Source organism: Luteolibacter luteus (assembly GCF_012913485.1).
Lineage (GTDB): Bacteria > Verrucomicrobiota > Verrucomicrobiia > Verrucomicrobiales > Akkermansiaceae > Haloferula > Haloferula lutea.
The window spans coordinates 5,042,246-5,067,736 of the sequence record NZ_CP051774.1; the positions used below are offsets into that span (position 1 = coordinate 5,042,246).

The 25,491-nt window shown below is 61.2% G+C and carries 23 protein-coding genes; 10 read left to right on the forward strand and 13 right to left on the reverse strand.

Annotated elements, in window-relative coordinates:
- Positions 1-30 precede the first annotated feature (30 nt).
- The 3 genes from HHL09_RS20815 to HHL09_RS20825 all read left to right on the forward strand — a co-directional run bounded on the left by HHL09_RS20815 (position 31) and on the right by HHL09_RS20825 (position 1,638).
- Positions 31-303: a hypothetical protein gene (locus tag HHL09_RS20815; protein ID WP_169456580.1), complete on the forward strand. Its 273-nt coding sequence runs from the start codon at positions 31-33 to the stop codon at positions 301-303.
- A 137-nt stretch (positions 304-440) separates the two neighbouring features.
- Positions 441-599 (forward strand): hypothetical protein, encoded by a 159-nt coding sequence (locus HHL09_RS20820; RefSeq protein WP_169456581.1) that lies wholly within the window; start codon positions 441-443, stop codon positions 597-599.
- A 274-nt stretch (positions 600-873) separates the two neighbouring features.
- Entirely contained in the window at positions 874-1,638 is a 765-nt protein-coding gene (locus HHL09_RS20825; RefSeq protein WP_169456582.1) for a helix-turn-helix transcriptional regulator, read from the forward strand.
- A gap of 194 nt (positions 1,639-1,832) precedes the next feature.
- Here the strand turns inward: HHL09_RS20825 and HHL09_RS26710 are convergent, their stop codons facing one another.
- The 3 genes from HHL09_RS26710 to HHL09_RS20835 form a co-directional block, all read right to left on the reverse strand.
- Positions 1,833-1,964, reverse strand: coding sequence for a hypothetical protein (locus HHL09_RS26710; protein WP_277349130.1), 132 nt, complete (start codon positions 1,962-1,964; stop codon positions 1,833-1,835).
- 74 nt (positions 1,965-2,038) lie between these two features.
- On the reverse strand, positions 2,039-3,268 hold the full coding sequence (gene rsmB / locus HHL09_RS20830; RefSeq protein ID WP_169456583.1) for a 16S rRNA (cytosine(967)-C(5))-methyltransferase RsmB: 1,230 nt from the start codon (positions 3,266-3,268) through the stop codon (positions 2,039-2,041).
- A 337-nt stretch (positions 3,269-3,605) separates the two neighbouring features.
- Positions 3,606-4,913 (reverse strand): UDP-glucose dehydrogenase family protein, encoded by a 1,308-nt coding sequence (locus tag HHL09_RS20835; protein WP_169456584.1) that lies wholly within the window; start codon positions 4,911-4,913, stop codon positions 3,606-3,608.
- Between the two features lie 239 nt (positions 4,914-5,152).
- Between HHL09_RS20835 and HHL09_RS20840 the strand changes: the two genes are divergently transcribed.
- The gene (locus HHL09_RS20840; RefSeq protein WP_169456585.1) at positions 5,153-5,848 is read left to right on the forward strand and encodes an MOSC domain-containing protein; all 696 of its coding nucleotides are present in this window, start codon (positions 5,153-5,155) and stop codon (positions 5,846-5,848) included.
- 24 nt (positions 5,849-5,872) lie between these two features.
- Here the strand turns inward: HHL09_RS20840 and HHL09_RS20845 are convergent, their stop codons facing one another.
- Entirely contained in the window at positions 5,873-8,686 is a 2,814-nt protein-coding gene (locus tag HHL09_RS20845) for a tetratricopeptide repeat protein (protein ID WP_169456586.1), read from the reverse strand.
- Between the two features lie 106 nt (positions 8,687-8,792).
- Here HHL09_RS20845 and thrS point away from each other — a divergent pair, with 106 nt between their 5' ends.
- The 3 genes from thrS (at position 8,793) to HHL09_RS20860 (ending at position 12,527) form a co-directional block, all read left to right on the forward strand.
- Positions 8,793-10,667 carry a threonine--tRNA ligase gene (gene thrS, locus HHL09_RS20850; RefSeq protein ID WP_169456587.1) on the forward strand — a complete coding sequence of 625 codons (1,875 nt, stop codon included), beginning with the start codon at positions 8,793-8,795 and terminating at the stop codon, positions 10,665-10,667.
- Between the two features lie 500 nt (positions 10,668-11,167).
- Entirely contained in the window at positions 11,168-11,839 is a 672-nt protein-coding gene (infC, locus tag HHL09_RS20855) for a translation initiation factor IF-3 (RefSeq protein WP_169456588.1), read from the forward strand.
- A gap of 4 nt (positions 11,840-11,843) precedes the next feature.
- Positions 11,844-12,527, forward strand: a complete 684-nt coding sequence (locus HHL09_RS20860) for an HAD family hydrolase (protein WP_169456589.1) — start codon at positions 11,844-11,846, stop codon at positions 12,525-12,527.
- A gap of 100 nt (positions 12,528-12,627) precedes the next feature.
- Here HHL09_RS20860 and HHL09_RS20865 read toward each other — a convergent pair whose 3' ends face one another.
- On the reverse strand, positions 12,628-14,910 hold the full coding sequence (locus tag HHL09_RS20865) for a hypothetical protein (protein WP_169456590.1): 2,283 nt from the start codon (positions 14,908-14,910) through the stop codon (positions 12,628-12,630).
- 117 nt (positions 14,911-15,027) lie between these two features.
- Complete coding sequence (locus HHL09_RS20870) at positions 15,028-15,729, reverse strand: carboxylesterase family protein (protein ID WP_169456591.1); 702 nt, start codon at positions 15,727-15,729, stop codon at positions 15,028-15,030.
- A gap of 104 nt (positions 15,730-15,833) precedes the next feature.
- Between HHL09_RS20870 and HHL09_RS20875 the strand changes: the two genes are divergently transcribed.
- Positions 15,834-16,754, forward strand: a complete 921-nt coding sequence (locus tag HHL09_RS20875; RefSeq protein ID WP_169456592.1) for a Gfo/Idh/MocA family protein — start codon at positions 15,834-15,836, stop codon at positions 16,752-16,754.
- A gap of 55 nt (positions 16,755-16,809) precedes the next feature.
- On the opposite strand, the gene HHL09_RS20880 is transcribed toward HHL09_RS20875, so the two are convergent.
- The 5 genes from HHL09_RS20880 to proC all read right to left on the reverse strand — a co-directional run bounded on the left by HHL09_RS20880 (position 16,810) and on the right by proC (position 20,987).
- Positions 16,810-17,709, reverse strand: coding sequence for a DUF7452 domain-containing protein (locus HHL09_RS20880; RefSeq protein WP_169456593.1), 900 nt, complete (start codon positions 17,707-17,709; stop codon positions 16,810-16,812).
- Positions 17,710-17,934: 225 nt separating this feature from the next.
- Positions 17,935-18,645: a 16S rRNA (cytidine(1402)-2'-O)-methyltransferase gene (rsmI, locus tag HHL09_RS20885; RefSeq protein WP_169456594.1), complete on the reverse strand. Its 711-nt coding sequence runs from the start codon at positions 18,643-18,645 to the stop codon at positions 17,935-17,937.
- A gap of 23 nt (positions 18,646-18,668) precedes the next feature.
- Entirely contained in the window at positions 18,669-19,178 is a 510-nt protein-coding gene (lptE, locus tag HHL09_RS20890) for an LPS assembly lipoprotein LptE (protein WP_169456595.1), read from the reverse strand.
- Between the two features lie 24 nt (positions 19,179-19,202).
- Positions 19,203-20,141, reverse strand: coding sequence for a tetratricopeptide repeat protein (locus HHL09_RS20895; RefSeq protein WP_169456596.1), 939 nt, complete (start codon positions 20,139-20,141; stop codon positions 19,203-19,205).
- Positions 20,142-20,198: 57 nt separating this feature from the next.
- Positions 20,199-20,987, reverse strand: coding sequence for a pyrroline-5-carboxylate reductase (gene proC, locus HHL09_RS20900; RefSeq protein WP_169456597.1), 789 nt, complete (start codon positions 20,985-20,987; stop codon positions 20,199-20,201).
- 136 nt (positions 20,988-21,123) lie between these two features.
- On the opposite strand from proC, the gene HHL09_RS20905 reads away from it, so the two are divergent.
- Positions 21,124-22,785: a tetratricopeptide repeat protein gene (locus HHL09_RS20905; protein ID WP_169456598.1), complete on the forward strand. Its 1,662-nt coding sequence runs from the start codon at positions 21,124-21,126 to the stop codon at positions 22,783-22,785.
- Between the two features lie 102 nt (positions 22,786-22,887).
- Entirely contained in the window at positions 22,888-23,769 is an 882-nt protein-coding gene (locus HHL09_RS20910; protein WP_169456599.1) for a sugar phosphate isomerase/epimerase family protein, read from the forward strand.
- A 58-nt stretch (positions 23,770-23,827) separates the two neighbouring features.
- Here the strand turns inward: HHL09_RS20910 and HHL09_RS20915 are convergent, their stop codons facing one another.
- Both HHL09_RS20915 and HHL09_RS20920 read right to left on the reverse strand, forming a co-directional pair.
- Positions 23,828-24,736: a sulfotransferase family protein gene (locus HHL09_RS20915; protein WP_169456600.1), complete on the reverse strand. Its 909-nt coding sequence runs from the start codon at positions 24,734-24,736 to the stop codon at positions 23,828-23,830.
- A 71-nt stretch (positions 24,737-24,807) separates the two neighbouring features.
- A complete protein-coding gene (locus HHL09_RS20920; protein WP_169456601.1) occupies positions 24,808-25,491 on the reverse strand; it encodes a PEP-CTERM sorting domain-containing protein in 684 nt (227 codons plus the stop codon).

Consider the following 25,491-nt stretch of genomic DNA (forward strand, 5'->3'; position numbering starts at 1 on the left):
AGAGAGGACTTCCGGGATAAGTGGAGAGGAATGGATCAGGAACTTCAAGAGGAAGAGCGTGGGTTTCCCCGCATCTACCTGCATTGCACGGCGTTTGCGGTTATGGCTGCGACTTTCTTTTTGATCCTTGTTCTCCACGGCGACCTTCATCGCCTTGAAGACGCTTGGGGTGTGATCGTCGTGGCTTGTTTTCCTGCTGTTTTTGTCGAGGTTCTGCTGCGCAGCCGGGTGGAACGGCCGATCTGGCCTGCGGCCATTTTAGCAGCGATGATCGGGTGGGATATCGCTTCTCGCCTCGGATGAGGCGGTATTCCGGCGCTGTGCCGGAGATCAAGGTGCGGGAAAGACAGGATGCGGGATAGTCAAAGAAGATAAATGACCGCCGGTGGTCCGGGTCCCGTCCTTGAAGAGGCGGGGATCCACTTCATATTGCCGCAGCCATGAGCGACACGACTGCTACTGCCCCGATCGAAGCCGAGGTGACCTGCCACATTTGCGGGGATGAAGCGGTGATGGTGGTGGACGGCAAGGGCTGGTGTGCCTCCTGTGTCCATGCCAGGGGATCGTGCTGCGCGGAATCCGAGATGGATGAGGAGTAGCGGCGGGTCGTTAGATGGGGGGCATTCTAACCACCATCCATGGCAGTTGAATGGCCGGTTTTGGTCCTGTTGAGTCCACAAGTTGATATTCGCGGGAGGAGTGGATGTTTCTCCGGGGGCTTTGCCCTATCAGAAAAACAAGTGTCGGGCACGAAAGGGGATTGCATAGATGATGCAGGATGGGGATAACCCGCGGCCTGTCACCCGAGAGCTACCTGCCCTTTGAAGCCATTCCATGTCATTTCCGGAGCTTAGCGAGGCTGACGTCCGATCCATGATCCGCCTGGTCGGCGATGTTGCTGTTTCCCGTGGCGGCGCCAATGAGAAGCGCCGGGTCCTGATGGATGGGTTGGTGAAACTGGTAGATGCCCAGCGGTGGTTCTGGTGCATGTCTTCCCGGGAGAAAAAGAAGTCCGGAGACCGCCCCCTGTATACCGCGATCGCCCATGGAGGCTTCGAGGACGGGACCTTCGCCAAGCTCATGAAGGCGGCGGATCATCCGGACAGCTGGGAGATCTTTTCCTCCATCAGCTCCGAGGTCCGCCGGAAAAATGTCCAGGTCACGGCTACCCGGCAGCAAATGGATACGGGGAACCGCTTCCTGCGGGACGATATCCGCCAGCTTTGGCGGGACGCGGGGGTGGGGGACCTGATGGTCTCGATCAGCCCGATGGCCAGCGGGGATTTCAGTGCGGTGGGGATCTATCGTGAGGATGAGTCGTCGGAGTTCGATGGACGTGAGGCGAAGATCGCACACATCGTGCTCGCGGAGGTTCCTTGGCTCCACGAAACCGGCTGGTCTGAGGGTGACCAACTCGGAGTGCTGCCAAAGCTTTCCCCCCGGAGACGTGCGGTTTTGAACTTGGTTCTGGAAGGTCACCCTCGGAAGGAGATGGCCTCCATGCTGGGAATCTCCACTCACACCCTCGACGGATACGTGAAGGATATCTTCCGCCACTTCAGCGTGCATTCCCAAGCCGAGCTGATTGCCCGCTTCCGTTTGGGATCACCCGAAAATACCCCCGGAATCGGGGACTAGCGGCTGGCATCATCTCCCGGCAACGTGCGCCCCGTACGATTTCGGGGTGCACACTTCCCCCCCTCTCCGGGGAGCGCAAACCAACCAAGTGTCCCGTCGTCGCGTCGTCTCGCTGCCGGGTTGCTCATGATGCCCGATTCGGCAGCCCCTCGCACGCGGCGGCGGGCAGTTTCCCCGGGATCCGCTTTCGCAGCTCAGGGCGTGGCTACGGGGGCGTCCTTGCGGGAGTATTCGGTATTCGCGCTCATGTACCAGAGCGCGGCTCCCGTGCCGATCACGGCGATCAAGATCAGGAGGGTGAGCAGAAGACCGAGGCAGGATTTCATCGGAAGGTCGGACGCTGAGTGTTCAGTTTTCTGCGGGAGCGGCAAGGCTGGAGAAACGAGGGAGGGCCCGCTTCTCAGAGAGTCTTTTTGAGAAGCGCGGCATAGGCGCCGTCCGTGCCATCAAGTTGAGGAAGTACCTGATGGGACTTCTCCAAGCGCAGTGAAGGCTCTTCCGCGAGAAGTGCCAGGATCAGGTCCTCGTTCTCTTCCGGCTCGATCGAACAGGTGGAGTACACCAGTCGTCCGTCTGGCTTCAGGCAAGGGAGGGCATTGTCGATAATCTGGCGCTGGAGCTTGGTGAGATCGCCAATGTCCTTCTGCTGGAGGCGCCAGCGCACGTCGACGCGGCGGCGGAAAACCCCGGTATTCGAGCAGGGCACATCCAGCAGGATCGCATCGAAGGCACCGTGCCACTTCTCCGGGGCGGGCTGGCTCCAATCGTGGACATCGATCTCTGCGTCCGCGCAATGGAGACGCTTCAGATTGTCGCGCAGGCGGGGCAGGCGCTTCTCATTGGAGTCCGTGCAGACCAGATCCTTGCCGCTGCCTTGGGCAGCCGCGATGAGGAAGGCCTTGCCACCAGGGGCTGCGCAGGCGTCGAGGATCCTCTCGCCCGGCTTCGGGTCGAGAAGCTCGACGGAATGACGGGTGGCCGGGTCTTGGATGTAGATCGCGCCCTTTGCGAGCAGTTCCCCCGGGATGGGGCCCTCGATGCGGAGGAAGCCTTCGGGCATGTCTTCCGTGCTGGCATTCTCCGGCAGGCTAACAGGTTCCTTCACCAAGGGATTGAGCCGCGCAATGACCGGTGCCGCGCCATTATTGAAAGCCATCAGGGCTTCGGCTTCGTCCTTTCCGAAGATTTGCTGCCAGCGTTTGCAGAGCCAATCAGGATGGGAATGGCGGACCTCGGGAGGCAGGGGGGCGGTATCCAGAAGTTCCTTCCGGTTCGTTGCGGCGCGGCGCATCACCGCATTGATGAGTCCGCGCACGGAGCTCTTGCCGAGTTCCACGGTCTCGAAGACCGCGGCGTGATCGGGAAGCTGGAGAATGAGGAGCTGGCAGAGGCCCACGCGCAGGATGTCGCGGGTTTCATCGTCCAGTTTGCCCTTCCGCAGCCCGGCGATCCAGTGGTCCAGCAGACGAAGGTTCCGCAGCACGCCGAGCACGATCGCGTTCAAGAGGGCACGGTCCGCCGAGGAAAGGTCATTCCGGGAGGCGTGCCGCTCGATCAGGTTCTCGGCGTAGGCGTGGCCCTTTGACCAAGCGCGGAGAATGGAAACGGCGGCGCGGCGGGGTGATTTCATGGGAAAGACTCAAGACTTGAAGACGCAAGATACAAGACTTGAGCCGTCCGTCGGGGTGGAAGTGGAGGCGATCGGGGCTCTTTGCAAGCATTGGGGACATGTTCCTTGGGAAAAGACCCGGAATGGGAGGACACGAGACGGAAGACTTGAGCCGTCCGTCGCGGTGGCAGAGCGGCGCAATCGGGTCGCTCATCAGGCCCTGTGGTTCTGGTGTAGATCCTCGCTTCGGGCGATCCTCCAGTCTTTCGTCTCTGCCAAAAAGCAAGAAGCACGGGGTGGTCCCGTGCTTCGAGCGATCCTCAAGTCTTGCGTCTTGAGTCTTGAAGTCTTGCGTCTCTTACCGGCCGATCGAGTAGTACTCGAGTTGGGCGGCGGAGGCGTCCTTCGGATCGAGAAGATTGCGTCCGTCGAAGACGAGCGGGGTGCGCATGCGCTTCTTGATCTCGGTGAGGTCGATCTTCGCGAAGGCCGGCCACTCGGTGGCGATGACGAGGGCGTCGGCACCGTCGAGGGTCTCGTAGAGATCGGTGTGGTAGGTGATGTCACCATCCAGTTCGCCGAACTTCTTGGCGGTCTCGATCGCTTCCGGGTCGGTCGCGGCGAGGATGGCCCCTTCCTTGAGCATCTTCTGGGCGAGCTTGATCGCCACGGACTCGCGGACGTCGTCGGTGTTCTGCTTGAAGGCGAGACCCCAGAGGGCGATCTTCTTCTCGCGGAAGACCCACAGTTTTTCGCGAATCTTGTTGAGGAAGCGATCCAACTGGTGGGCGTTGATGCTTTCCACTTCCTTCAGCAGGCCGAAGGGCTGGCCGAGGGCTTCGGAGATGTGGATGAAGGCCTTGATGTCCTTCGGGAAGCAGGAGCCGCCGTAGCCGAGGCCAGCATTCAGGAAAGCGCGGCCGATGCGCTTGTCCATGCCGATGCCTTCGGCAACCTTTTCCACGTCGGCACCGGAGGCCTCGCAGATGTTTGCCACGGCATTGATGTAGGAAATCTTCAGCGCCAGGAAGGAGTTTGCGGCGTGCTTGATCAACTCGGCGGAGTTGATGTCGGTGACCAGCACCGGAGCCACGAAGGGCTCGTAAATCTTCTGCATGTAGGTCAGCGCGCGATCGTCGTTCGAGCCGATCACGACCCGGTCCGGGTTCAGCAGGTCATCCACGGCGCAGCCCTCGCGCAGGAACTCGGGATTGGAGACCACGCCGAATTCGACACCGGCAGGGGCATAGCGGCGGACGGTCTGCTCGACCTTGTCACCGGTCTTCACCGGCACCGTCGACTTATCCACGATCACACGGTAGCCGAGTTCCGGAGTCAGGCATTGGGCGATCTCACGAGCTACTTTCTCAATGAAGGAAAGATCCACGGAACCGTCCGGCTGGGGCGGGGTGGGGACGGCGATGAAGATGACATCGCTGTTCTTCACGCCTTCCTCGGTGGAGGTGGTGAACTTCAAGCGGCCGGCGGCCACATTCTGTTTCACGAGCTCCTCGAGGCCGGGTTCGTAGATCGGGATCTGCCCCGCGAGCAAGGTCTTGACCTTCTCGGGGTTGTTATCGACGCAGATGACTTCGTGACCGACTTCGGCAAAGCAAGTGCCGGAGGTTAGACCGACGTAACCGGTCCCGATAATGCTAATCTTCATGATGTATGGGGGGGTGAGCGCGCGTGGTCTAGCAGGACCGGGAGGCTCGCGCAAGTCCCGCGAAAGCGTAATTCGCGCCAAGAATCAACGGATTTGTCGCTGGAAGTGGCTGGTATTGCTATAGAAACGGCTTTTTCGGGGAGGTCCGGTAGGGAAATCTCCGGGGTCGCGAGCGTCTTCCCTGCCCGAAAGCAGGCAGGTGCGCTTGACGGGCGGGATTGCCGGACGAAGTCTCCGCCATGATTGTCGTGGCTCTTCATACCGGGGCTGCTGCCGACCGGCCTGTCGAAGGCAGCGGAGAGTGGTGGGACAAGGAATGGCGCACGGGCTTCTACAAGCAGCCCCAGGAGGGGCCGCGCTGGCTGGGCTACCAAGGTTTCCGGGGTGACGAGGTGGCAGACACCCGATTCCACGGTGGTGTGGACAAGGCTGTCTGCGTTTATCCCGCGGAGCACTATCCCTATTGGAATGGCATCGATGAGATGGCTGGGGCCGGTGCCGGCGGTTTCGGGGAAAACCTGACGACCGAAGGTTTGTTGGAAGACGAGATCTGCATCGGCGATGTTTATCAACTCGGAGAAGCGGTCGTGCAGGTCTCGCAGCCGCGGCAGCCTTGTTGGAAGCTGGGACGACGCTGGAGAATCAAGGATCTGGCAGTACAGGTGGAGAGGACCGGGCGCTCGGGATTCTACTTCCGTGTCCTTACCCACGGCCATGTGAAGCCGGGTGATCGGTTCGAGTTGGTCAGCCGTCCCCAGCCCTCATGGACCATCAGCCGTTGCAATGCCCTGATGCATCATGACAGGGGAGGTGTGGAGGCGGCCAAGGCTCTGGCCTCGTGCCCGGAACTTTCCGGAAGCTGGAAGGACGGACTTTGGGCCCGAGCCCAGTCCCGCGAGCGGGACGCCGCTGCGCGCCGGGATCAGCCCGCTTGACCTTTCCGCCCGACCAACTGCTGTTCATGGAACGATCCGGTCCTCGGAGAAGGGTAGCCACTTGCCATCGACCAAGGCTTCGACGGAGACCTTCATGCCATCGGGCGGGATCTCTCCGATGGGGAACACTTGCAGGCGGAGAATCGCTTCCCCTGCCTCCATGGTCAGGTCGGGATTCCCGTCGGCATCCCCATCGGTGAAGATGCTGTCGCCGGATTCCGTGAAGTTGCCGTTGCCGTTCATATCCACGGATACGGGCTTGTCCGCGGCATCGTAGATTTCCACGCGGGCTGGTACGGACGTGACTGCCCGCAGCGTGGCCAAAGTGCCGGATGCGTTTTGGTAGTGGTGATGGATCGGCACGCCGTAGAAGGCATTCCGCTTGAACTCCCCGGCATCGATCACGGCGGAAGAAACGCCTTCTTCCGCGGTATCAAAGGTCCAGAGAGACTTGCGGTCATCTTGCCCCGGAGAGCTCCACCACACGGTGAGTTCTCCCTTGGGGGGATTCTTCGCGTCCGCAGAGAGCTGAATTTGAACATAGCTGCCGGGATCGATGCGAAGCTTGTTGACGCGGTCGAGCGCACCGCCGGTGCCGAGTTTCGCGAGTGCTTCACCGCTGGCGGCATCGAAGCTGACATCCACCGGCATGCCATCGAAGCCGAGCGTGCCCTCCACGGCTTGCGTGGATGGATTGGCCAGGGTCAGGCGCCCGCGGACCGGATTGCCTTCGAGTGGAACAACCACGGCGTGCTGGGGTTGGAGATCGACGAAGACTTTCTTTGTTTCCGCCGAGGCCGGTTTCAGCGAGCTCGCAGCTTCGATGATGGAGTTAACCTGCTTCGCGATCCGATCTGGAATACGCTCGGGCTTGGTGACAAGGGCTTGGGCTTCGGCCGCAGCCAGCTTTGCGCTGCTGGTATCGCCGCAACGGCTGAGCGAGGTGGAAAGCCGCGCGAGTTCCACCGGTAGGAAGGCGAAGAGATCGAAGCCCTTCATCAGGCGAATGGCCTCGCGACGCATGGCGAGGGACTCCTCCAAGCGGCCGGACTTTTCGAGGAAGTCGGCGTAGAGGGAGTAGATCTTCGCTTCTTCGATCTTCTTTCCCCACTCACGGGAGCTCTCGAGTACGGTGACGAGTTCCTGCTCAAGATTCTCCAGGCGGTTCGCTTCGAGGCGAATTCCGATGCGGGTGATCAGGGCATGGCGGTTCTTTCCTTTGATCAGATCGGATAGAAGCTTGTCTGCTTCTTCGGTGCGGCCCAATGAAGCGAGGCACTTCGCCTTGGTGATTTCGATCCTCTCCCATGACAGCCGGTTGGAGTAAGGGTTCTTTTTCGCCTCCTCTACCAAAGCATCGAGTTCCGCGAGCATCGATTCCTGCGCTTGCCCCTGATCGATCTTGATCTCGATTCGGGAAGACTTCGCGACGTTCAGGGTGCGACCGCGGTAGATATCTGTCCAATCCTTCGTCAAGATGGTTTCAAACTCCAGGTCCGCCGCCTCGTTCAGCCCCAAGTTCTGAAGCGTTTCAGCTAGGGCTTGGCGAGCGCTGAACCAGCCTTCTTCGATTTCGAAGCCCTCCTTGCCGTACATGAATTCGGCCCAGGAACAGATCCAGAGATACTGCTCCAAGGCCTTTTTCCACTGGCCGGCCTGAGCTTCCAGATTGGCGTAGGACTGGAGGTTCTTGTCGAAGGAGTCCGGGAAGGCGGCAGTCGCGTTCACCCAGCCATCTGGTTCGATGCTCAACATGGGACGGACGGACCTGACAGGGATTTTCCGTTTCCGCACCTCCGGCAGCAAGGTGAGGCCCGGGCCGAGATCCTTCAATAGTGATGGATCCAAGGAAACGGATCGGCGGCCCATGGCTGTGAAGAAGGGGGCCAGCGATTGCCGGGCGGCACCATAGCGGTTGGCATTTATCATCGAGCCTGCTGTATTGGCTACCAGTTCCTCCGCCGAGTCGACGGCGCCGATGGCAAGACACTTCTCTTGAAGCCAACCAAAAGCCTCGGCTGCCCACTCGGCTTCGACGCGCCCACCCCCGGTCTGGGCTTCTCTCCAGACGCCGACGTAAAAGTCGTAGAAAGGTTCTCCAGTTTTCAGGAAGGCTTCGAATTCCTTTTCGAGAAAGGCGCGAGCGGCGGCAGCACCGGATTTCTTGTAGATCTCGGCTGCTTCTTTCGCCATCTGGCGCGGAGGTCGTGCCTTCGGAGCGTTGGCGAGATTTATGCTTGTTCCCGGGCCACGGCTTGAGATGCCGGTTGGCAAGGTGCCGTATTCACGGAGACCCTTGGTCGAACGAACTGTGAGCGCGAAGCGGACCTCGGGCCGCTCTTTTTCAGTGAAGGCGAACCACACGATGTAGTTCTTCGACTTCTTCAACTGATCCATCCCGAAGTACTGCTCGTAGAAGGATTCGAAACCGGGGAACTGCTTTTTGAAGAAGGGAAAGCGATGGTCGGTTGCCCACCGCGAGCGGCTGAGTTGGAATTTGGAGCCATCATCTTCCTCGGAAAGGATGAACCAGCTGAATGGCTTCTCGGCCTCTTCCTCCGGGCCTTTGATACTGAAGATCCACAGAACGGATCCGTCCAACCAGTCGGGCACGGTGAAGCGGTAGCCGCTGTAGAATCGATCCTTGAAGGGAAGTGCCTCGGCAGGGCCGGGGAGGGTGTGGACTTTGGCAAAAGGTTCTTCTTCGCCGCGCTCTAGCTTGATCAGAGGAAATTTTGCGGCATTGGACCTCAGGAAATCGTCAAGTTCGCCTGCGATTGACGACGCGGTGGAAACGATCGCGCAGGCCGCGACCGTCGGGAGGAGACGAAGATTCATAACTTCATACCGCCCGGCCCGGTTTTCCCGGGCAAGGAGAAACTGCCACGAAACAGGCGGAATCGGGCATTGAAAATCCCGGGTTCCGTTGCAGTCTCTCCGCCCCATGTCCGACCGGAAGACTCTCGAAGAGCGCCAGCAAATGTCCGATATCGATCGGCTTCGCCACTCTTGCGCCCATATCATGGCGACCGCCATCCTGCGCATTTGGCCGGACGCCCAGTTCGCCTACGGTCCGCCGATCGAGAACGGTTTCTACTACGACTTCGAAATGAAGCACCGGATCACCCCGGACGACTTCGAGAAGATCGAGTCGGAGATGAAGAAGATCTCGAAGGAGAACCAGAAGTTCGAACGCAAGGTCCTGTCCCGCGAGGAGGCGAAGTCGATGGCCGAAAGCGGTCGCCTCGGTGGTCTTTCCGAGCGCCCGGGGAATCCGAGCCGCTTCAAGCTCGACCTGATCGACAAGATCCCCGAGGGCGAGGAAATCTCCTGCTTCCAGAATGGCGAGTTCATCGACCTCTGCGCCGGCCCGCACGTGGGCTACTCCGGGAAGTGCAAGAACGTGAAGCTGATGTCGGTCTCGTCCTCCTTCTACATGGGGGATGAGTCGAAGGGCTCGCTCCAGCGTCTCTACGGCACGGCTTTCGAGAGCAAGGAGCTGCTCGAGGAGCACTTGGTTCGCCTAGAAGAAGCGAAGAAGCGCGACCACCGCCGTCTTGGCAAGGAGCTGCAGCTTTTCCACATCGACGAGGCCGTCGGCCAAGGCTTGATCCTCTGGAAGCCGAAGGGTGGTCTCATCCGCCGCGCGCTGCAGGATTTCATCACGCAGGAGCTCGACAAGCAGGGCTACTCGCAGGTCTTCACGCCGCACATCGGCAAGCTGGACCTCTACCGCACCTCCGGGCACTTCCCGTACTATCAGGAAAGCCAGTATCCGCCGATCGCCGAGCGCGACACGCTGGAGAAGCTGGCCGATGAGGACGCGACCTGCTCCACGCTGATCAACGGTCTCTCCGATGGCACCTACGAGGGCTATCTGCTGAAGCCGATGAACTGCCCGCACCACATCAAGATCTTCGCCAGCGAGCACCGCTCGTATCGCGATCTGCCGGTGCGCTTGGCCGAGTTCGGCACGGTTTACCGCTGGGAGCAATCCGGCGAGCTGGGCGGCATGACGCGCGTCCGCGGCTTCACGCAGGACGATGCGCACCTTTTCTGCACGCCGGATCAAGTGGCTCAGGAGCTGATCGGCTGCCTCGATCTGGTGAAGAAGGTGTTGAACACGCTCGGCATGACGAATTACCGCGTGCGCCTTTCGCTCCGCGATCCGGAATCCGACAAATACGTCGGCTCCCCGGAAAACTGGGACAAGGCCGAGGCGGCGATCCGCGAGGCCGTGCAGGTGCTCGGCGTGGAATACACGGAGGAGCTCGGCGAGGCGGCTTTCTACGGTCCGAAGATCGACTTCGTGGTGAAGGATGTGATCGGTCGCGATTGGCAGCTCGGTACGGTGCAGGTGGACTACAACCTGCCGGAGCGATTCAAGCTGGAGTATGTCGGCTCGGATAACACCGTCCACCGCCCGGTCATGATCCACCGTGCGCCCTTCGGGTCGCTGGAACGCTTCACAGGCCTGTTGATCGAGCACTTCGAGGGCAAGTTCCCGACGTGGCTGGCTCCGGAGCAGGTGCGCGTGCTGCCGATTTCCGACAAATTCCTGGATGCCGCGGAGGACGTGGCGACGAAGCTGGCCGAGGCCGGCGTGCGCGTGACGGTGGACCGCAGCTCCGACAAGGTGGGTGCGAAGATCCGCAATACGCGTCTCGAGCGTGTGCCCTATATGCTGGTGCTGGGTGCCAAGGAAGTGGAGGAGGGCACTGTTTCCGTCCGCCACCGCGACAAGGACGACCTTGGCGCGAAGCCGGTGGCGGAGTTCATTGCGGAAGTCACCGAAGAGATCCGCGAGCGGAAGCTCTGAGGTCGATTTGATTTTCCCGAGCCCCGCGGTGCCTGCTGAAGGTGCCGCGGGGCTTTTTGTTTCAACCGGGAGCCTTGGTTATCCCCGGTGGTCACGTCGTCGGCGGCGAGGGATAAGTCTCCAAGGCGGGGTTTCGGCCGATTGTCTGCTTTTCCCCGTAAAATCCGGCTTGCCCGCTGGGGTAATCGCCCTTATACACTTCCTTTAGTCGCCCGCGAAGCCTCCCAAGAGATCGCCGCCGCGCCCCGCGACTTTCCCCGGCGTAATGCCATCTGATGCTTTCTTTGGAACGAAATATGAGGAAACTGCGCGCTGGTTCGTCGAGCCAGCTCAAGGACCACGGCCCCGTATGATCTCTGATCCGGGCCATCGTTCCACTTACCCCTTCGCAGCCGGAGGTGCGGTTTCCCCGTGCCCTGCTGTGTCGCATCGAACCTACGGAGGACAAAGCCATCGCTAAGCCACAAAAAGGAAACTTCAGGGGTCGTCAGCAGCGCGACATGACGCGCGTGAACGACCGGATCCGCGCGCCCAAGGTGCGTGTCGTACTGTTCAACGGCGATCAGTTGGGCGTGATGAGCGCCCGCGAGGCCTTGGATAAGGCGAAGATGATCGGGCTCGACCTGGTCGAAATTGCCCCCAATGCCGATCCGCCGGTCTGCCGCATTGTCGATTACGGCAAGTATAAGTACGAGCAGTCCAAATTGAAGAAAGTGAAGTCGAAGAACTCGACCCGCATGAAGGAAGTGAAATTCCGCGTGGGCACGGGCCAGCACGACTACAACATCAAGATGGGCCGCGCCGAGGGCTTCCTCGATACGGGTCACAAGGTGCGCATGGTTCTCCAATTCCGCGGCCGTGAAAACGCGCACAAGGAACTCGGGTTCGTGATGATGAAGCGCATCATCGAGGATCTCAAGCAGATCGCCCACGTCGACCAAGAGCCGCGGCTCAACGGTCGTGCCGTCGGCATGACCCTTTCGCCTCTGCCAGCGCACCAGCGCAAGCGGAAGTTCCATCTCTTCCATGGTGAGTTGCTCGAAGAAGACGATTTCGAGGACGACGAGGAAGGCGAAGGCTTCGAGGAGCACGAAGAGTCCTCCGAGGAGGGTGGTTCCGAGGAGTCCGTGAAGGCGGATGCTTCCGAAGAAGCATCGGCGGAAAAGGACTAGGTTGGTGCCTCCGGCAAAGCTTTGGCTGTTCGACATCGACGGCACCCTGGTGGATACCGGTGGTGCCGGGATGCGTGCCTTGCAGGAAGCGGCCATTGAGTGCTTCGGCGGGGAAGGTCCTCCGCTTGATCTCGCTGGAAGCACGGACTTGGGCGTTCTCGCGGGAATCCTCGCCCACTTCGAGCGCCCGCATGGGAGAGAGGACGAAGCATTTTTCTTCGGCACCTACCTGAGGCGTCTCGAGTGGCAGTTGGAGCACGGGGGATTCCCTGGGCGGGTTCTGCCCGGGGCTGCCGAGTTGCTTGAAGAGCTCGCTAGGGTTCCCGACGTGAGTATCGGGCTACTGACCGGAAACGTCGCGGATGGAGCCGCGGCGAAGATGAGGCACTATGGTCTGCTTCATCATTTCCCCTTCGGTGCCTATGGCTGTGATCACGCCGACCGGAACCTACTGGGGCCGGTAGCTTTGGAACGCGCGGCGATCCACGCGGGTCGCGATTTTACCGCGGAGGAGACGCTGGTGATCGGAGATACGCCGAAGGATATCGCTTGTGCCCGTGCGATGGGGGCTCGCTGTCTGGCGGTGGCGACCGGAAAATTTAGCGCCGAACAGCTCTGCGCCTACGGAGCGGATATGGTGGTGCAGGGTCTGGATGATCCCGAGATCCTGGAGGCGTTTCTCTCCTAGGTCCCATAGATATTACGGAGCGGGGACCCGTGGTGAAGGACTTTTCCTCTAACAAAAAAGCGCCGCGGTATCCCACGGCGCTCTTGTTAAGATAACCTTGTTACAGCGCGCCGCGTTCCGCGAGACGCAGCAGGCGCTCGTAACGCTTCTCCAACAACTTCGCGCGGCCTTCGTCACCGATGCTGCGATAGTAGCCGACGATCATGCGGTAGATGCCGGACTCGGTATTAGCGCGGAACCAATCCTTCGATCCGGTTTCCACGACACGCTTGAAGGCGAGTTCGATGTCCCGGACGGCCTTCTTGGAGGCTTCGGAATCCCCTTTGGTGGCAGTGTAGTAATCCTCCGCCATCATTTTGAAGCCGGTGATGCTGCCGCCGTACTCGCGCAGGGCGCCATCGTAGAGGCGGCCGATATCGCGTGTGGCGGTGGCGTCGCCCCGCTTCTTGATGATGTCTGCCTCGCGCTTCAGGCTGGTGGCGATGAGATCCGCCTGCTCGCCGGAGTTTCGGACGATGCGGCGGCGCTCGCGGTTCATGGCGCGGCCCACTTCGCCTTCCTCGGAGTAGGGGAAGACATGCTCGTCTTCCGCGCGGGCGGCGAGTGCGGCCATGCGCGGGTTGTCCTTGAACTCGCGGCGCATGTCGGCGGCGAACTCCTTCCAAGCCTTCACGATCACGGGATCGGCGGACTGGCGATAGACGTCCTTCTGCTCCTTCTCTTCCTTCACTTCATAGAAGCGGGACCAGGTTTCCGGGAAGGAACGGCCAAGCTCGTTGGCGAGGGATGCAGAGGCGAAAGTATCATCGAACTTCCCGAGCGCCGCGTAGAGATCGGACAGCCACAGGTGACGGTAGACCGAAAGGGTCGTGACATCACTTTGATGGGCCCGGTCATTCCACAGCCAGATCTCCTGCTCGCTGATAGAGCCGCCGATCTGGACGTTGCCACCTTCGCCCTTCGAGACGCCGCCGATGCGGCCGACGTTCGTGTCCCATTGGTTGGCCTCGGTCTTGATAGCTGCCCACGCGTGGCCGCCGAGATCGGTTTCCCCGGCGAGCGTCAACGCCGGGATGCCGTGGGCGCGTGCCGTGTTGACGCTGAAATAGGATTGGTCTCCGCAGATGCCACCTTCCTTGAGGATCTCGGCGAGGCTGTATTCCTCATAGGGGTTCAGCCCCTTCACGGCGCGTTCCATCAGGTATTCCACCATGCCATAGGCATTTCCCCAAGAGCCGCGGCCCATGTGGACCTTGTCGATGGCCCACTCCAGTTCAGAAGTGGCGACCGGTGCGCACACGACCCACACGAGATCGCGGGCGGAGCTCCGGTGGACGGGGGCGGTGAGTTTTCCCTTCTCGTCCTTTTCGATGTACCAAAGATAGCGGCTGAGGCCGTTTACCGAGGACTCTCCTCCGAGCGGTTCGCCGATTTCGACGGTGCGATCGAAGACGACGGCGCAGGCGAGGGCGAGATTGAAGAACTTGGGGAACTTATCCGAATTGGCCGTCCAAGCATCCTTCAGGAAAACGAGGACCTTCGCGGAGTCATCCTCCGGCTTCATCGTGAGGAGGACTTCCTCCATCGCCTTCGGGTTGTTTAGCAGCCACTTCAGCATCTCCAGCGCGTAGGTATCGTGGGAGATCTCCTTGATGTCGGCCTGAGTGAAGCGATCAAGTACCTGCCAGCGGAGGAAGGACTGGTAGAAGGCGGGCTCCGACCAGAGGGTGTCGAAGCGGTTGCGGCCTTCCTTGCCGGCCAAGGTGGGGAGTGCGGCACCGAGCGAGCGTTCAAGCAAGGCGCGGTAAGCATCCCAGCCGCGGGAATCCATCGCGGTTTTGAGCAAGGCTTGGTCGCGGGAAGTCGCGGTATCCCGGCCTGCATCAAGTCCGGTCAGCACGAGCGGTGTCTCGGCCTTGAGTGCGGCGATCGCCGGATTTTCCGGCTGCGTGGTGGCGGCTCCGGCTTTTCCGGCAACGCCCGGGGTGCCATCCGCTTGCATGGCGGAGCCGGGGCGGCGGGTGCCGAAGGGAGTGGACTCCACTGCTTCCGGAGTGCCCTTCGGGCCGTTTCCGGGAGCCTTCGAGAAGTCGAACACGTCGCGTGCTTCCGCCTGCGGCAGGGGCTTGGCTTGTTCTTCGGAGCCTTCGGCCCCACCGCCATCCTGCCGGATCACGACAACGCGTGGCTTGCGAGCCTCGATGCTATACCAGACCCCTCCGACGACGAACGCGGCGAAGGCCAAAGCTCCGACGCCACCAATGGTATTGGCTTTGGCAGCACGGACGATTCTCGTGGCTCCGCCCCGGCGGGGGGCAGGGCCCGCGGGACCGGGCGAAGGGGGGCGGACACCGGGCACCTTGGAGCTAGGAGGGCGTTTCATGTCTTCCAATAGGTCGGAAATGCGACGATCGGTCGCGAAAACTGGCGAAAGCTGCGATATAACTTCCGGAAGGGCAATCCGGATTATGCCACAAGAGACACTTGATACGTGAAAAACTTAGCGGCTTTGCAGCATCATCCATGCAAAGAGCGCTGGATTTGCATAGGCCGGGTTCCACGACTCATGGGCTTCCTCCGGAAAATAGGTGGAGCGGATCTTGTTACCGCCTGATTTAAGAATCGCTTCCTCCATCTCCTTGGTCCTCAAAACCGGGATGACATCATCCTTTTCTCCGTGGAAGGTCCAGATCGGGATGTTCTTGAGAATAGGAGCCTTGGCGGGATCTCCACCTCCGCAGATGGGGACGGCGCTTGCGTAGAGCTCCGGTTCCTTCGTGATGCAGGCCCAAGTGCCGAAACCGCCCATGCTGATGCCCGTGATATGGACCCGGCGGGGATCGACCTGGAGGGTTTTTGTCAGGTGACGGGTGAGGGCGATCACCTCGTCGGGATTCCACCAGCGGTCGCTCTCTTCTTTCGGGCACTGCGGAGCCGCGAGGATGAAGGGAAAGCCGTGGTCATTCATGGCCACCTTCGGCGGGCCGTGTTTTTTCAAGAGATTCAGGTCAGCCCCGCGTTCGCCGGCCCCGTGCAAAAAGATCACAAGCGGGAAGCGGGCGGTATCGGATTCGCCGTAACCTTCCGGCAGGTATTGCAGATACTGAAGCTTTTGATCCTTTTTCCACTCAAGGCTTTCGTGGGACTCGGTGGGGGCGGCGGACGCGAGAATGGGGATAAGGAGAAACGCGAGGAAACGCATGCCCGCACTTCACGCCAGCCCGCCGAAAAACCAAGCGGGAACTTGCGGCGCGATGCCCCGTGAACTGCTTGCCCGGAGCAGGGGAACGGGGGTAGCTAGGGCGCATGGAAATCATTCGTGCGGGTGTGGCCGGGGCAGGGGCAATGGGGCGGAATCATGCGCGCGTCTACAGCATGATCCCGGAGGCGAAGCTTTGCGCGGTCTATGATGCGGATGCAGGGCGGGCGAAGGCGGTGGCGGATGAATTTGGCACGGTGCCGGTGACCTCGCTGGAGGAACTCGCCGAACTCGCGGAGGCGATTAGCGTGGCGGTGCCGACGGTGGCACATCGCGAGGTTGGTTGCCGCCTGATGGATCTTGGTTCCCACGTGCTGATGGAGAAGCCGATCGCGCCCTCGGTGGAAGATGCCGGTGCGCTGGTGGATGCTTCGAAGCGCAACGGCCGCATCCTCCAGGTAGGGCACATCGAGCGCTTCAATCCGGTGCTGAGGCAATTGGAGGAGCGCCTCACGCGACCGAAGTTCATCGAGGCTCACCGGCTGTCCCCATTCCCGAACCGCAGCATCGACATTGGCGTGGTGCTGGATCTCATGATCCATGATCTGGAAATCATCCTGCACCTCGTGAGATCGCCGGTGACGAGCATCGATGCCGTCGGGGTGCCGGTGCTGACGCCGGCCGAGGATATCGCCAACGCGCGGCTTCGTTTCGAGAACGGCTGCGTGGCAAACGTGACGGCCAGCCGCATCAGTCCGGAGAAGATGCGGAAGATCCGCGTTTTCCAATCGGACTGCTATCTTTCGCTCGATTATCAGGAGCAGGCTGGCCAGATCCACTGGCGCGATGGCATGTCCATCCAGCGTGCGGAGGTGGAGGTGGCGAAGGACGAGCCGCTGAAACTGGAGCTGGCGGCCTTCATCGCCAGCGTGGCGAATGGCCATGACCCCGCGGTGACCGGCCAGCAGGGCACTGCCGCGCTGGAGCTGGCGCTGGAGATCACCCGCCTGATCCACGAACAGGGATAAAGAAAGGGGCGCATGGTTTCGCCATGCACCCCGGAATCATCGGCAGCGTTTCGGCCTACGGGGTGATGGTGGGGATCACCGTCACCATGAACTCGGCCGGGAGCGGCAGGTCATCCTGATCCTGGGTGATGATCTTCCATTTGCCATCCGCGTAAGACACCCCGAGCGCTTCATCGACGCTCTCCGGAGCTTCATCGGTGAAGACATGCTGCACGAAGACGGCTGCGTTCGGCTTTCCGTCGGTGGCGGCGTTGGTGATCGTAGTCACGCCATCGGTGGTGTTGGCAGCGGCGGCAGTGTGGCGGAAGGCGAGGGGTGTTGAGCCCTGCTTCAGCTTGGTGAAATCGGCCACGTTGTACACGGTGGCAATGTTTGCCTTCACGTTCTCCTGATAGATGGTCCAGCGGCCTGACGCGGGTGTCAGCGGGAATGCCGGCTGGTTGTAGAAGAGCCCGACATGATTGGGCTGCTCGACGCCCTGGAGCGTCAGGACCGGATTGAAAATATGGGTGGAGAGCAGGATGGCGCCGGGATTGCCCTTCTGTGTTTGGAAAAACGCGAGGATTCCGCTGACTGATGTCGGGGTGACACTCACCGGCTTGGCCGCGGGAGCGACCATTACGTTGAACTTCGCATTCACGGGGATGTCTTCCAGATCCCCATTCATGATCTGCCACCTTCCGAGGCCGGAGTGATAGCGGAGGCTCACGGCATGAGGGTTGGCGACGCCTTCGTGAACCTGGCCCAAGATCAGGCGCAGCGTTGGCTTCCCGTTGAGAGCCACGTGGTTCAAGGTCATGAATGCATCCGTGGTGTTCGCCGCTGTCGATGTGAAGCGGTACGCCTTTGGCAGGGCGCTACCGGCGGCTTCCAGTGGAGTCGCGAAGGAAAAAGTGAGAGCTGCACAAGCGAGGCCCATCAACGCGGAGGCACGCGGATTGGAATCAGATTTCATATATGGCGAATAGATCGCGACGGGTCTCCTATGGGCGGAGGATAAGGCAGGTCAATCCTATCTTTTTTTGAAACCATCTGCCATTTCCGGGCGGATACACAGGCCCGCCAGTGCTTGTTCAGAAGGCGGTGAAACACGCTGTAAAAGCGTTATTTCCGCCGGAATGCAGCTGTAAGGGCAGATGATAGAAAGATGATGCGGTAATGTGACTTTTTCGTCACTCGCTCAGTCATCCTCCGGCTCACGCCGCTTCTTTGCATCGCCCGCGATCAGGAAGACGATCTCACCTTTCGGTGCGTGGGCTTTAAAGTGGGCGAAAAGCTCCGCGGCGGTGCCACGGTGGTAAGTTTCGAACTTCTTCGTCAGCTCGCGGGCGACGCAGCAAGGCGCTTCCGGATGTTTTCCCGCCAGCAGTTCCAGCGTGGAGAGAAGGCGGTGCGGGGACTCGAAGAAGATGCTGGTCCCCTCGGTCGAGAGCGAATCCTCGAGGATATTGAGACGCCTGCCCTTCTTGATCGGCAGGAAGCCGAGGAAGCGGAAGGCGTGGACCGGAAAGCCAGAGCCCACCAGTGCGGTCAGGACGGCGGAAGGTCCGGGCAGGACTTCGAAGGGGATGCCTTGTTCGATGCAGGCTTGGACCACGCGGTAGCCGGGATCGGAAACGGCCGGCATGCCGGCGTCCGTCACCACGGCGATCGTCTCGCCGGCGCGGGCGGCCTCGACGAGCTCGGGTAGACGCCGCGCTTCATTGTGGTCGTGAAGCGAGACCAAAGGCTTTCCGGAGATGCCAAGCTTCGCCAGCAGGGGCGACGAATGGCGCGTGTCCTCGCAGGCGATTCGGTTCGCTTCCTTCAGCACCTCGATCGCCCGCAGGGTGATGTCCCCCATGTTGCCGATCGGCGTGGGAACCAGAATGAAGCGGCCGGGTTCGCTCATGGATCAAGAAAGCCCGCGGCTTGTTAGAAGCCGTTGGCCAGTGTCGAAACCATCTCCTCGGTCGCCCGCTGGAGGGCGTCCGGCAGGGCGTTGGTGCGGGACGTCTGAAGATTGGAGTCCACGAAGAAGCGGCTGGTGCCGGTGGAGATGCCGGAGGCCAGCATCTTCGTCGGATCCTTGGCATCCTTGAGCTTCCAGTTGATCGTCACGGTATTCTGCAGCTCTTCCGGGCGCAGGGTGTCGAGGCGGGTGGTGCGGATCGCCATGTAATCCACGGTATGCACCGTGCCCTCTAGCACCGCATCCGCCTTGTCGAGCGAGGTGATGCGGTATGTTCCATCCTGAACGATGGCATCCGCCGCGGCGCTGGTCGCGAGCGCCTCGGCGCGGGGATGCAGCGTGTCGTTGTGGAACATCGGTACGCTGATGTTGTGCACGTCCTTCAGCACCGCGGGCTTTGCCCCGCCGAGCTGGTAGCCGGCGCAGGAAGAAAGCGCGAGTGCGATGGCAGGCAGGAGCAGGGCGAGGCGCATGGTGAAATCGGGATCGTGGGAAAATTACTGGCCGAGTGCTGCGAGACGAGCCTTGGCCTTGTTATAGAGGTCGCCGGACTTCGCCTTGTTCATCACTTCCTCATAGTAGAACTTCGCGGAGCCGGTGTCGCCCTTGCGCTCATAGAACTGGGCGATCTCGTAGGAACGCTCGATGTCCTGGCCGCCAATGTTGGAGATCAGCTTGCGGGCTTCCGCGTTCTTCCCGTGGCCGGGATACTGACGGGTGTAATCCAGAAGCGCTTCCTTGGCGCGATCGAGGTTGGCTTGGTCCTGGTTACCGCGGCGGGCTTCATCCAGCAGGATCTTGCCGATGCGGAATTGCGCTTCAGGCGCTTCCTTGCTGTCGGGGAATTCGACGACCAGTTCCTTGTAGGCCGCGATCGCCTTGGTGGAGCCGGCGGCATTCCCTTGGCTTTCCCAGACTTCGCCGATGGTGAACTGGGCCTTCGATGCGGCGGGGGAGCGAGGTGCATTGCCACGCACCTTGCCAAGCATCTCGACGATCTTCTCATTCGAGATCGAAGCCTTCAGACCGAGAAAGCTGGTCTTCACATGGCCATCTGCGGCGGACTGGGCCATGCTCGCCTGGCGGTCGAGGGCCTTCTGATAGAGGCCGCTGCTGTTGTAGCGGGTGAGGAAATCCTGATAGGCGTCGAAGGCCTTGCGCACGTCACCTTCCTGCTCGAGCAGCTCGCCCTGGCGGAAACGTGCTTCCGGGGCGCGGGTTGCGATCGGCATCTCGTCGGCCAAGGTGTCGTAGAGCTTGATCGCCTTCTTGCGATTGCCGGATTGCTCGGCGGATTGGGCTTGGGTGTACAGGGCCTCGGCGCGGTCGTTATTCGCGGAGGTGGAGCCCACCAGCGGCGGCAGGTCGCCGTCGTCGCCACAAGATGCAAGAAGGACTGCCAAAGCTGCTGGAAGGACGAGGCGCTGGAATCGCATGGAGGGAAAATAGAAAGGGTGGAAAGGATGCGGGAAGACAAATCCACGCGGTATCTCTCAGGAACCGCCGAGTTCGGCCGAGCGCCGGGAGGCGGTTTGGACGGCTTCGATGAAGGCCGCCCGCATGCCGCGTTTTTCCAGCTCGGCGAGCCCGGCGATGGTGGTGCCTCCCGGGGAGGCCACCATGTCCTTCAGGGCACCGGGGTGCTGGTTTGTTTCCAGCACCATGGTGGCGGCTCCCAGGACGGTCTGGGCGGCCAGCTTGAGCGCCTCGGCGCGGGGTAATCCCGCGAGCACCCCGCCGTCCGCCATCGCCTCGATCATGATGTAAACGAAGGCGGGGCCGCTTCCGGACAGCCCGGTGACGGCATTCATCAGGGATTCAGGGAGTTCCACGGCTAGGCCAACTGAGCCCAGCAGCAGTTGTGCGGCTTCGGCGTCGGTTGAGGTCGCGCCCTTGCCACGGCAAAAGGCGGCGGCCCCTTGTCCGACGAGCGCCGGGGTATTTGGCATGCAGCGGATCACGCGAACCGAGCCGGGTACCCGTGCTTCGATCCATGAGGTGGTGAGTCCCGCAGCCACGGAGATGACCAGCGAGCTGGCGTCAGGCAGCCAGCCCAGAGCGGCCTCGGCATGTTGGGGTTTGGTACAGAGCAGGTAGGTATCCGCTTCCAGCGCCCCGATGGTGTCGACGATGTGGGCTCCGGTGGCGGCGGCGAAGGCCTTGGCTGCTTCCGGCGAGGCATCGCAGCCGGTCACTTGCTCCGGGTTCAGGGCGCCGGAGCGAATGGCTCCCTCCACCAAGGCACTGCCCATTTTTCCACAGCCGATGACACCGAGTTTCATGCGGCGGCAGACTAGGGTGGCCCCGGCAGGGCGGCGAGCGTCATTTTGGGCAGCTTGAACTGCTTGTTAGGAGGGGGGATCGGGGCCGCGCCTTCATTTTCCTTGAGGGAAGCTCCCGGCGGGACATCGTCGGCCCATGCGATACTTCGTGGCGATCCTCGCCAGCCTTGGTCTGGCTGCAGCAGCGGAAGAAGATGCCGTCCCGCCGGTGGAGGCGGTGATTTCCAGTCGGCTTGCCAGCTTGCCGGAGCCGGCTCCCGTCCAACTGCCGAAGGGCATCACCATGGCGATCACGTCTTCAAGTCCGGCAGCACAGAAGCATGTGCTCGATGGGATTTCGAATCTCCATGGAGGCTGGGATTTCGAGGCATACCGCCATTTCTGTGCCGCGCTGAAACTTGATCCGGATTGCCTGATGGCCCACTGGGGCGTGGTGGTCTCTCTTATCGATCCGGAGCCGGATCTGGTGGACGAGCGTTCGGCCGCGTTGAGGCGCATGGTCGAACTGGTATCGAAGGAAGGCGGCACGGAGTTGGAGCGGTCCTATGCCTTTGGGATCGCCACCTTTTTCCAGAAAGGCGCTGCGGCTGCGGCGGGGGTTTTCCAAGCGGCATCCGAGAAGTATCCGAATGACCCGCAGCTCAAGCTGCTGTGCGCCGCCTTGGGACGCACCGGCTACGATGAAGAAGGCAAGCCGAACGTGGAGCAGGAACGTGCCGAGGCCTTGCTCGATGGCATGCTTACCCAAGACCCGGATCACCCGCTCTATCTCTATGCCTACTTGACCGTGCGTGCTGAAGCACCGGATCTACGCGGTGACCTTGCGCGCGCGCGCCGGCTGGTTCAGGTCGCGCCGGGCTATGCGCCCGCCTTGCACATGCTGGGGCACTACGAGCTGAGGAACGGCAACATCGCCCAAGCGATCGATGCCTTCTCCCAAGCGGGTGAAGCTTATCGGCAATGGATGAAGGCGACCGGTGTGACTCATGCCGATTGCCCGGGGTGGGTGAAGGCTGAGTGCTACCGGGCCGCGGCCCTGGCGGAGAAGGGTGATTATGCAAATGCCTTGGCCGTGGCGAAGTCGGTCGGCGCGATTGATTTGCCGCCAGACCGCGCTCGTAGCGAGGGCGGCCAGCTCCTGCTTTGGGAAGGCCGCACCCTCGAAGCTCGCTTGCTCATGCGCCGCTCAGGTCAAGGCGATGTCGCCGCGGCGATCGCGTCCCTGCCGAAACCGGAGAGGCACAAGGTCTATGGCAAGACCACCCACTCGGTGTGGTTCTATCAAGGTCTGGCCTTCATCCTGGAGGCGCGGAAAGCGCTTCTGGCGGGGAATCCTGAAGAGTGTCGGAAGATCGCGGACGCGATCACGCTGCACGGGGAAAAGATGGCGGAGAACCGCGATGCTGCGGCTGCCGCAGGGGAGCGCTCCTCTTGGATCCGCGCCTTCAATGCCATGGAGGTCTACGCCGGCGAACTGCGCGGTGAGATGGCGATGAAAGGTCCGAAAGACGGGATCAACTCGGCTTTCAACTGGTATCGCGCGGCCCTCGACCGGCAGAGCCCGCCATCCATGTTGATGCCTCCGACAGTGCTGTTGCCGATGCAGGCCAGGCTGGCGGAATATTACATGGCGAAGAACCAGCCGGACGACGCCGTTGAGATCCTGATGCAGGCGCAACGCCGCTACACAAACGATCTGGAGATCCTGACCCGCTTGCAAGCTGCGCACAAAAAGGCGGGCCGGACCAAGGAAGCGGGCGAAATCGCTGCCACCATCGAGCAGGTGAAGTCGGAGTAAGGCGGCGCGGAAGAGGGCGCTTCCGGACGTTGCCGTGCAGATTCGGCACGATTCCCTGCCGCGTGCTTGCACTCCGGCAGGGATGCCGTGAACATTCATCCCATGAAACGCAGGTCTTTCCTTCGCGCCACCGCCGCCACTTCGATTTCCCTCGGTTCCACCGGTAGCGTCTTCGCCGCGCTGGCAGCCGACAACGTCTATCGCAAGAACATCGGCATCCAGCTCTACACCCTGCGGGATGATCTGAAGAAGGATGCCGCGGGCACGCTGAAGGCCGTGGCCGCTGCGGGCTACAAGCAAGTGGAACTCTTCGGTTTCCCGAATTGCCAGCCACTGATCGACGGAGCGAAGGATGCCGGGCTCGCGATCAACTCCGCCCATTTCGAATGGGACAGCGTGGTGAATCCGAAGGATGAGGGGATGTCCGATTTCAAGAAGACCCTCGACCGGGCGAAGGAGATCGGCCTGAGCCATCTGGTGATCCCTTACCTCCAGGACGGCAATCGCAAGACCTTGGATGACTATAAGAAGGTCGCAGCAAATGCGAACAAGGCCGCGGCACTCTGCAAGGAGGTGGGCATCCAGTTCTCCTACCACAACCACGCTTTCGAATTTGAACCGAAGGAAGGTGGCAAATGCGGCTATGATGTCTTCATCGAGGAGTTCTCGCCGGACATGCATTTCGAGGTGGATGTCTTCTGGATCAAGGTTGGCGGTCGCGAGCCTTCGGATCTGATCACCAAGCTCACCGGTCGAGTGTCGCAGCTTCACCTGAAGGACCTGAAGAAGGGGACGAAGATTCCCGATTTCGGCAGCTTGCCGCAGGATTCCTTCAAGGAACTCGGCAACGGGATGATCCCGATGGAGCCGATCATCGAGGCTGCCGCCAAGGCGGGCGTGAAGCACTGCCACGTGGAGCAGGACTATTCACCGCATCCGCTTGAGAGCATCAAGGAAAGCGTGGTCAATCTCGGGAAGCTCTGAGCCGCCACCTTGAGATGCATCGTACGCGCTTGGGAAGCGGTGAGGTCAATGGGGCTTTCTAACGGAATCGCCCGCGCACCGCTTCCAGTCTCGCATGGTCTCTCGCCAGACAGTCGGGGATGGAGGTTGTGAATTCCTGGGCCGCGGGCTGATGCGGCACATGCGGTCCCTTGGAATCGAAATGTGATCTTTGCTTCGCTTCCGTCCAGTCCTCGCTGGAAATCCCCAGCTCCGGCCCCAAGGTTTCCCAAACGAACTGCGGCAGCTCGCTGTAGGCGATCGGCTTAAGACCGCCTTCTTCCACTATGGTTGCCGCTTGTCGGAAGATCCCGGCAAGCACTTGCTCCGTATAGCCATCGAGATCCGCGGGATTCACGCTCGCAGGATCAATGTCGAAATGGCGGCTATCCACGATGCCGGGGACCATCTGGCTTCCTCGCATCCGGCGGTGCGAGCGGAGAATCGCGTCCGGCTCGCGGTAGATGAAGTAGCGAGGAGTCTCCGGGAACAGCCTCTTCAATCTCCCAAGCTGGGGCAGGTGCCAGCAGTCGGTCTTGAGAAACAGCTTTGGTGCCACGCCATTGAGCGGCTTGGCAAAGGCCCGGAGCAGGCCGGTGACCAAGGCGTCATCCGCGCCTTCGAGGTGGAGCAGGGTGTCTAAGACCGGCGGCTCGGAGAGTGTCCTGCATCCGGTCACATGGGAAAGCAGCTGCATTACCAAAGTCGAGCCGCAGCGGGACGAGTGGAAGAAGATCGCGGCCGGGGCCGGTGCATCCGGATTGCTTTGGCTGAGGACTGTCAGCGGCGTCTTGATGAATGGAGTGCTCCGCCGGTGAAGCCGGACGCTATCTTCGAAAAAAGGTTCGTGGAATTTGCCACCCGGCACGTGCAGCCATGTCAGCTCGCGGCTCACCGCATCCAGCTCCATGGGGAACCAGTCGGGGGTCGTTACCGGATCAAGGTCCATCGGCGTGAAAAGAAAAGACGCGGCTACAGGGAGCAAGCCCGCAACCGCGTCTCTGGGAAGTGATCCTCTTTTTAGTTGCGCCGGCGGCGTGCCAGAAGCGGCAGGGCAGCGAGGCTCAGCAATAGGGCGGAGGGCTCGGGAACCGTTTCCATGGTGATGGTCCACGAGACCAAACGATGCTCACCACCGCCGGAAAGATCGGCGACGAAGAGGCCCCATGAGCCGCTAGCCGCGCCTTCCTCAAAGAGGTCCAGGCCAGCGGTGACCGCATCGGTATCAAGGACCAGCGCAGGATCGATGTCGCGACCGTCTGCCTGCCAGATACCCGTGAGCGGGCCGGTCAGCGGTGTCGTGGCACCGCCGAGTTCGAGCCGGTAGTTGTGGATATTCGCGGCACCCTCGTTGGAGAAGGTGACATTCATGCTCTGATTGTCACCGTATCCCGCCGGAGTGGTTGAGGTGCGTCCCGCCCGGTTGAGCAGCACGGCCTTGTCGACGCCGTTGGTGAGATAGATGTAGAGATCTCCGAGGAAGGCTTCTTCGCCCGGTGCGGCTTCGATCTGGATCGAGAGCTCGATCGTGACCACCGATTCCGTCCCCGCATCGACGGTGAGTGAGCGGGCGAGGCCGGAGCTGGAACCATCCGGGATATTCGTGTTGACGGTATCGGTCACCACGATCGTCGCCGCGTTCGCGAGCGGTGCACAGCCCAGCACCGCGGCCATGAGAGATGCTTTTAGGAAAAGAGAGTTCAT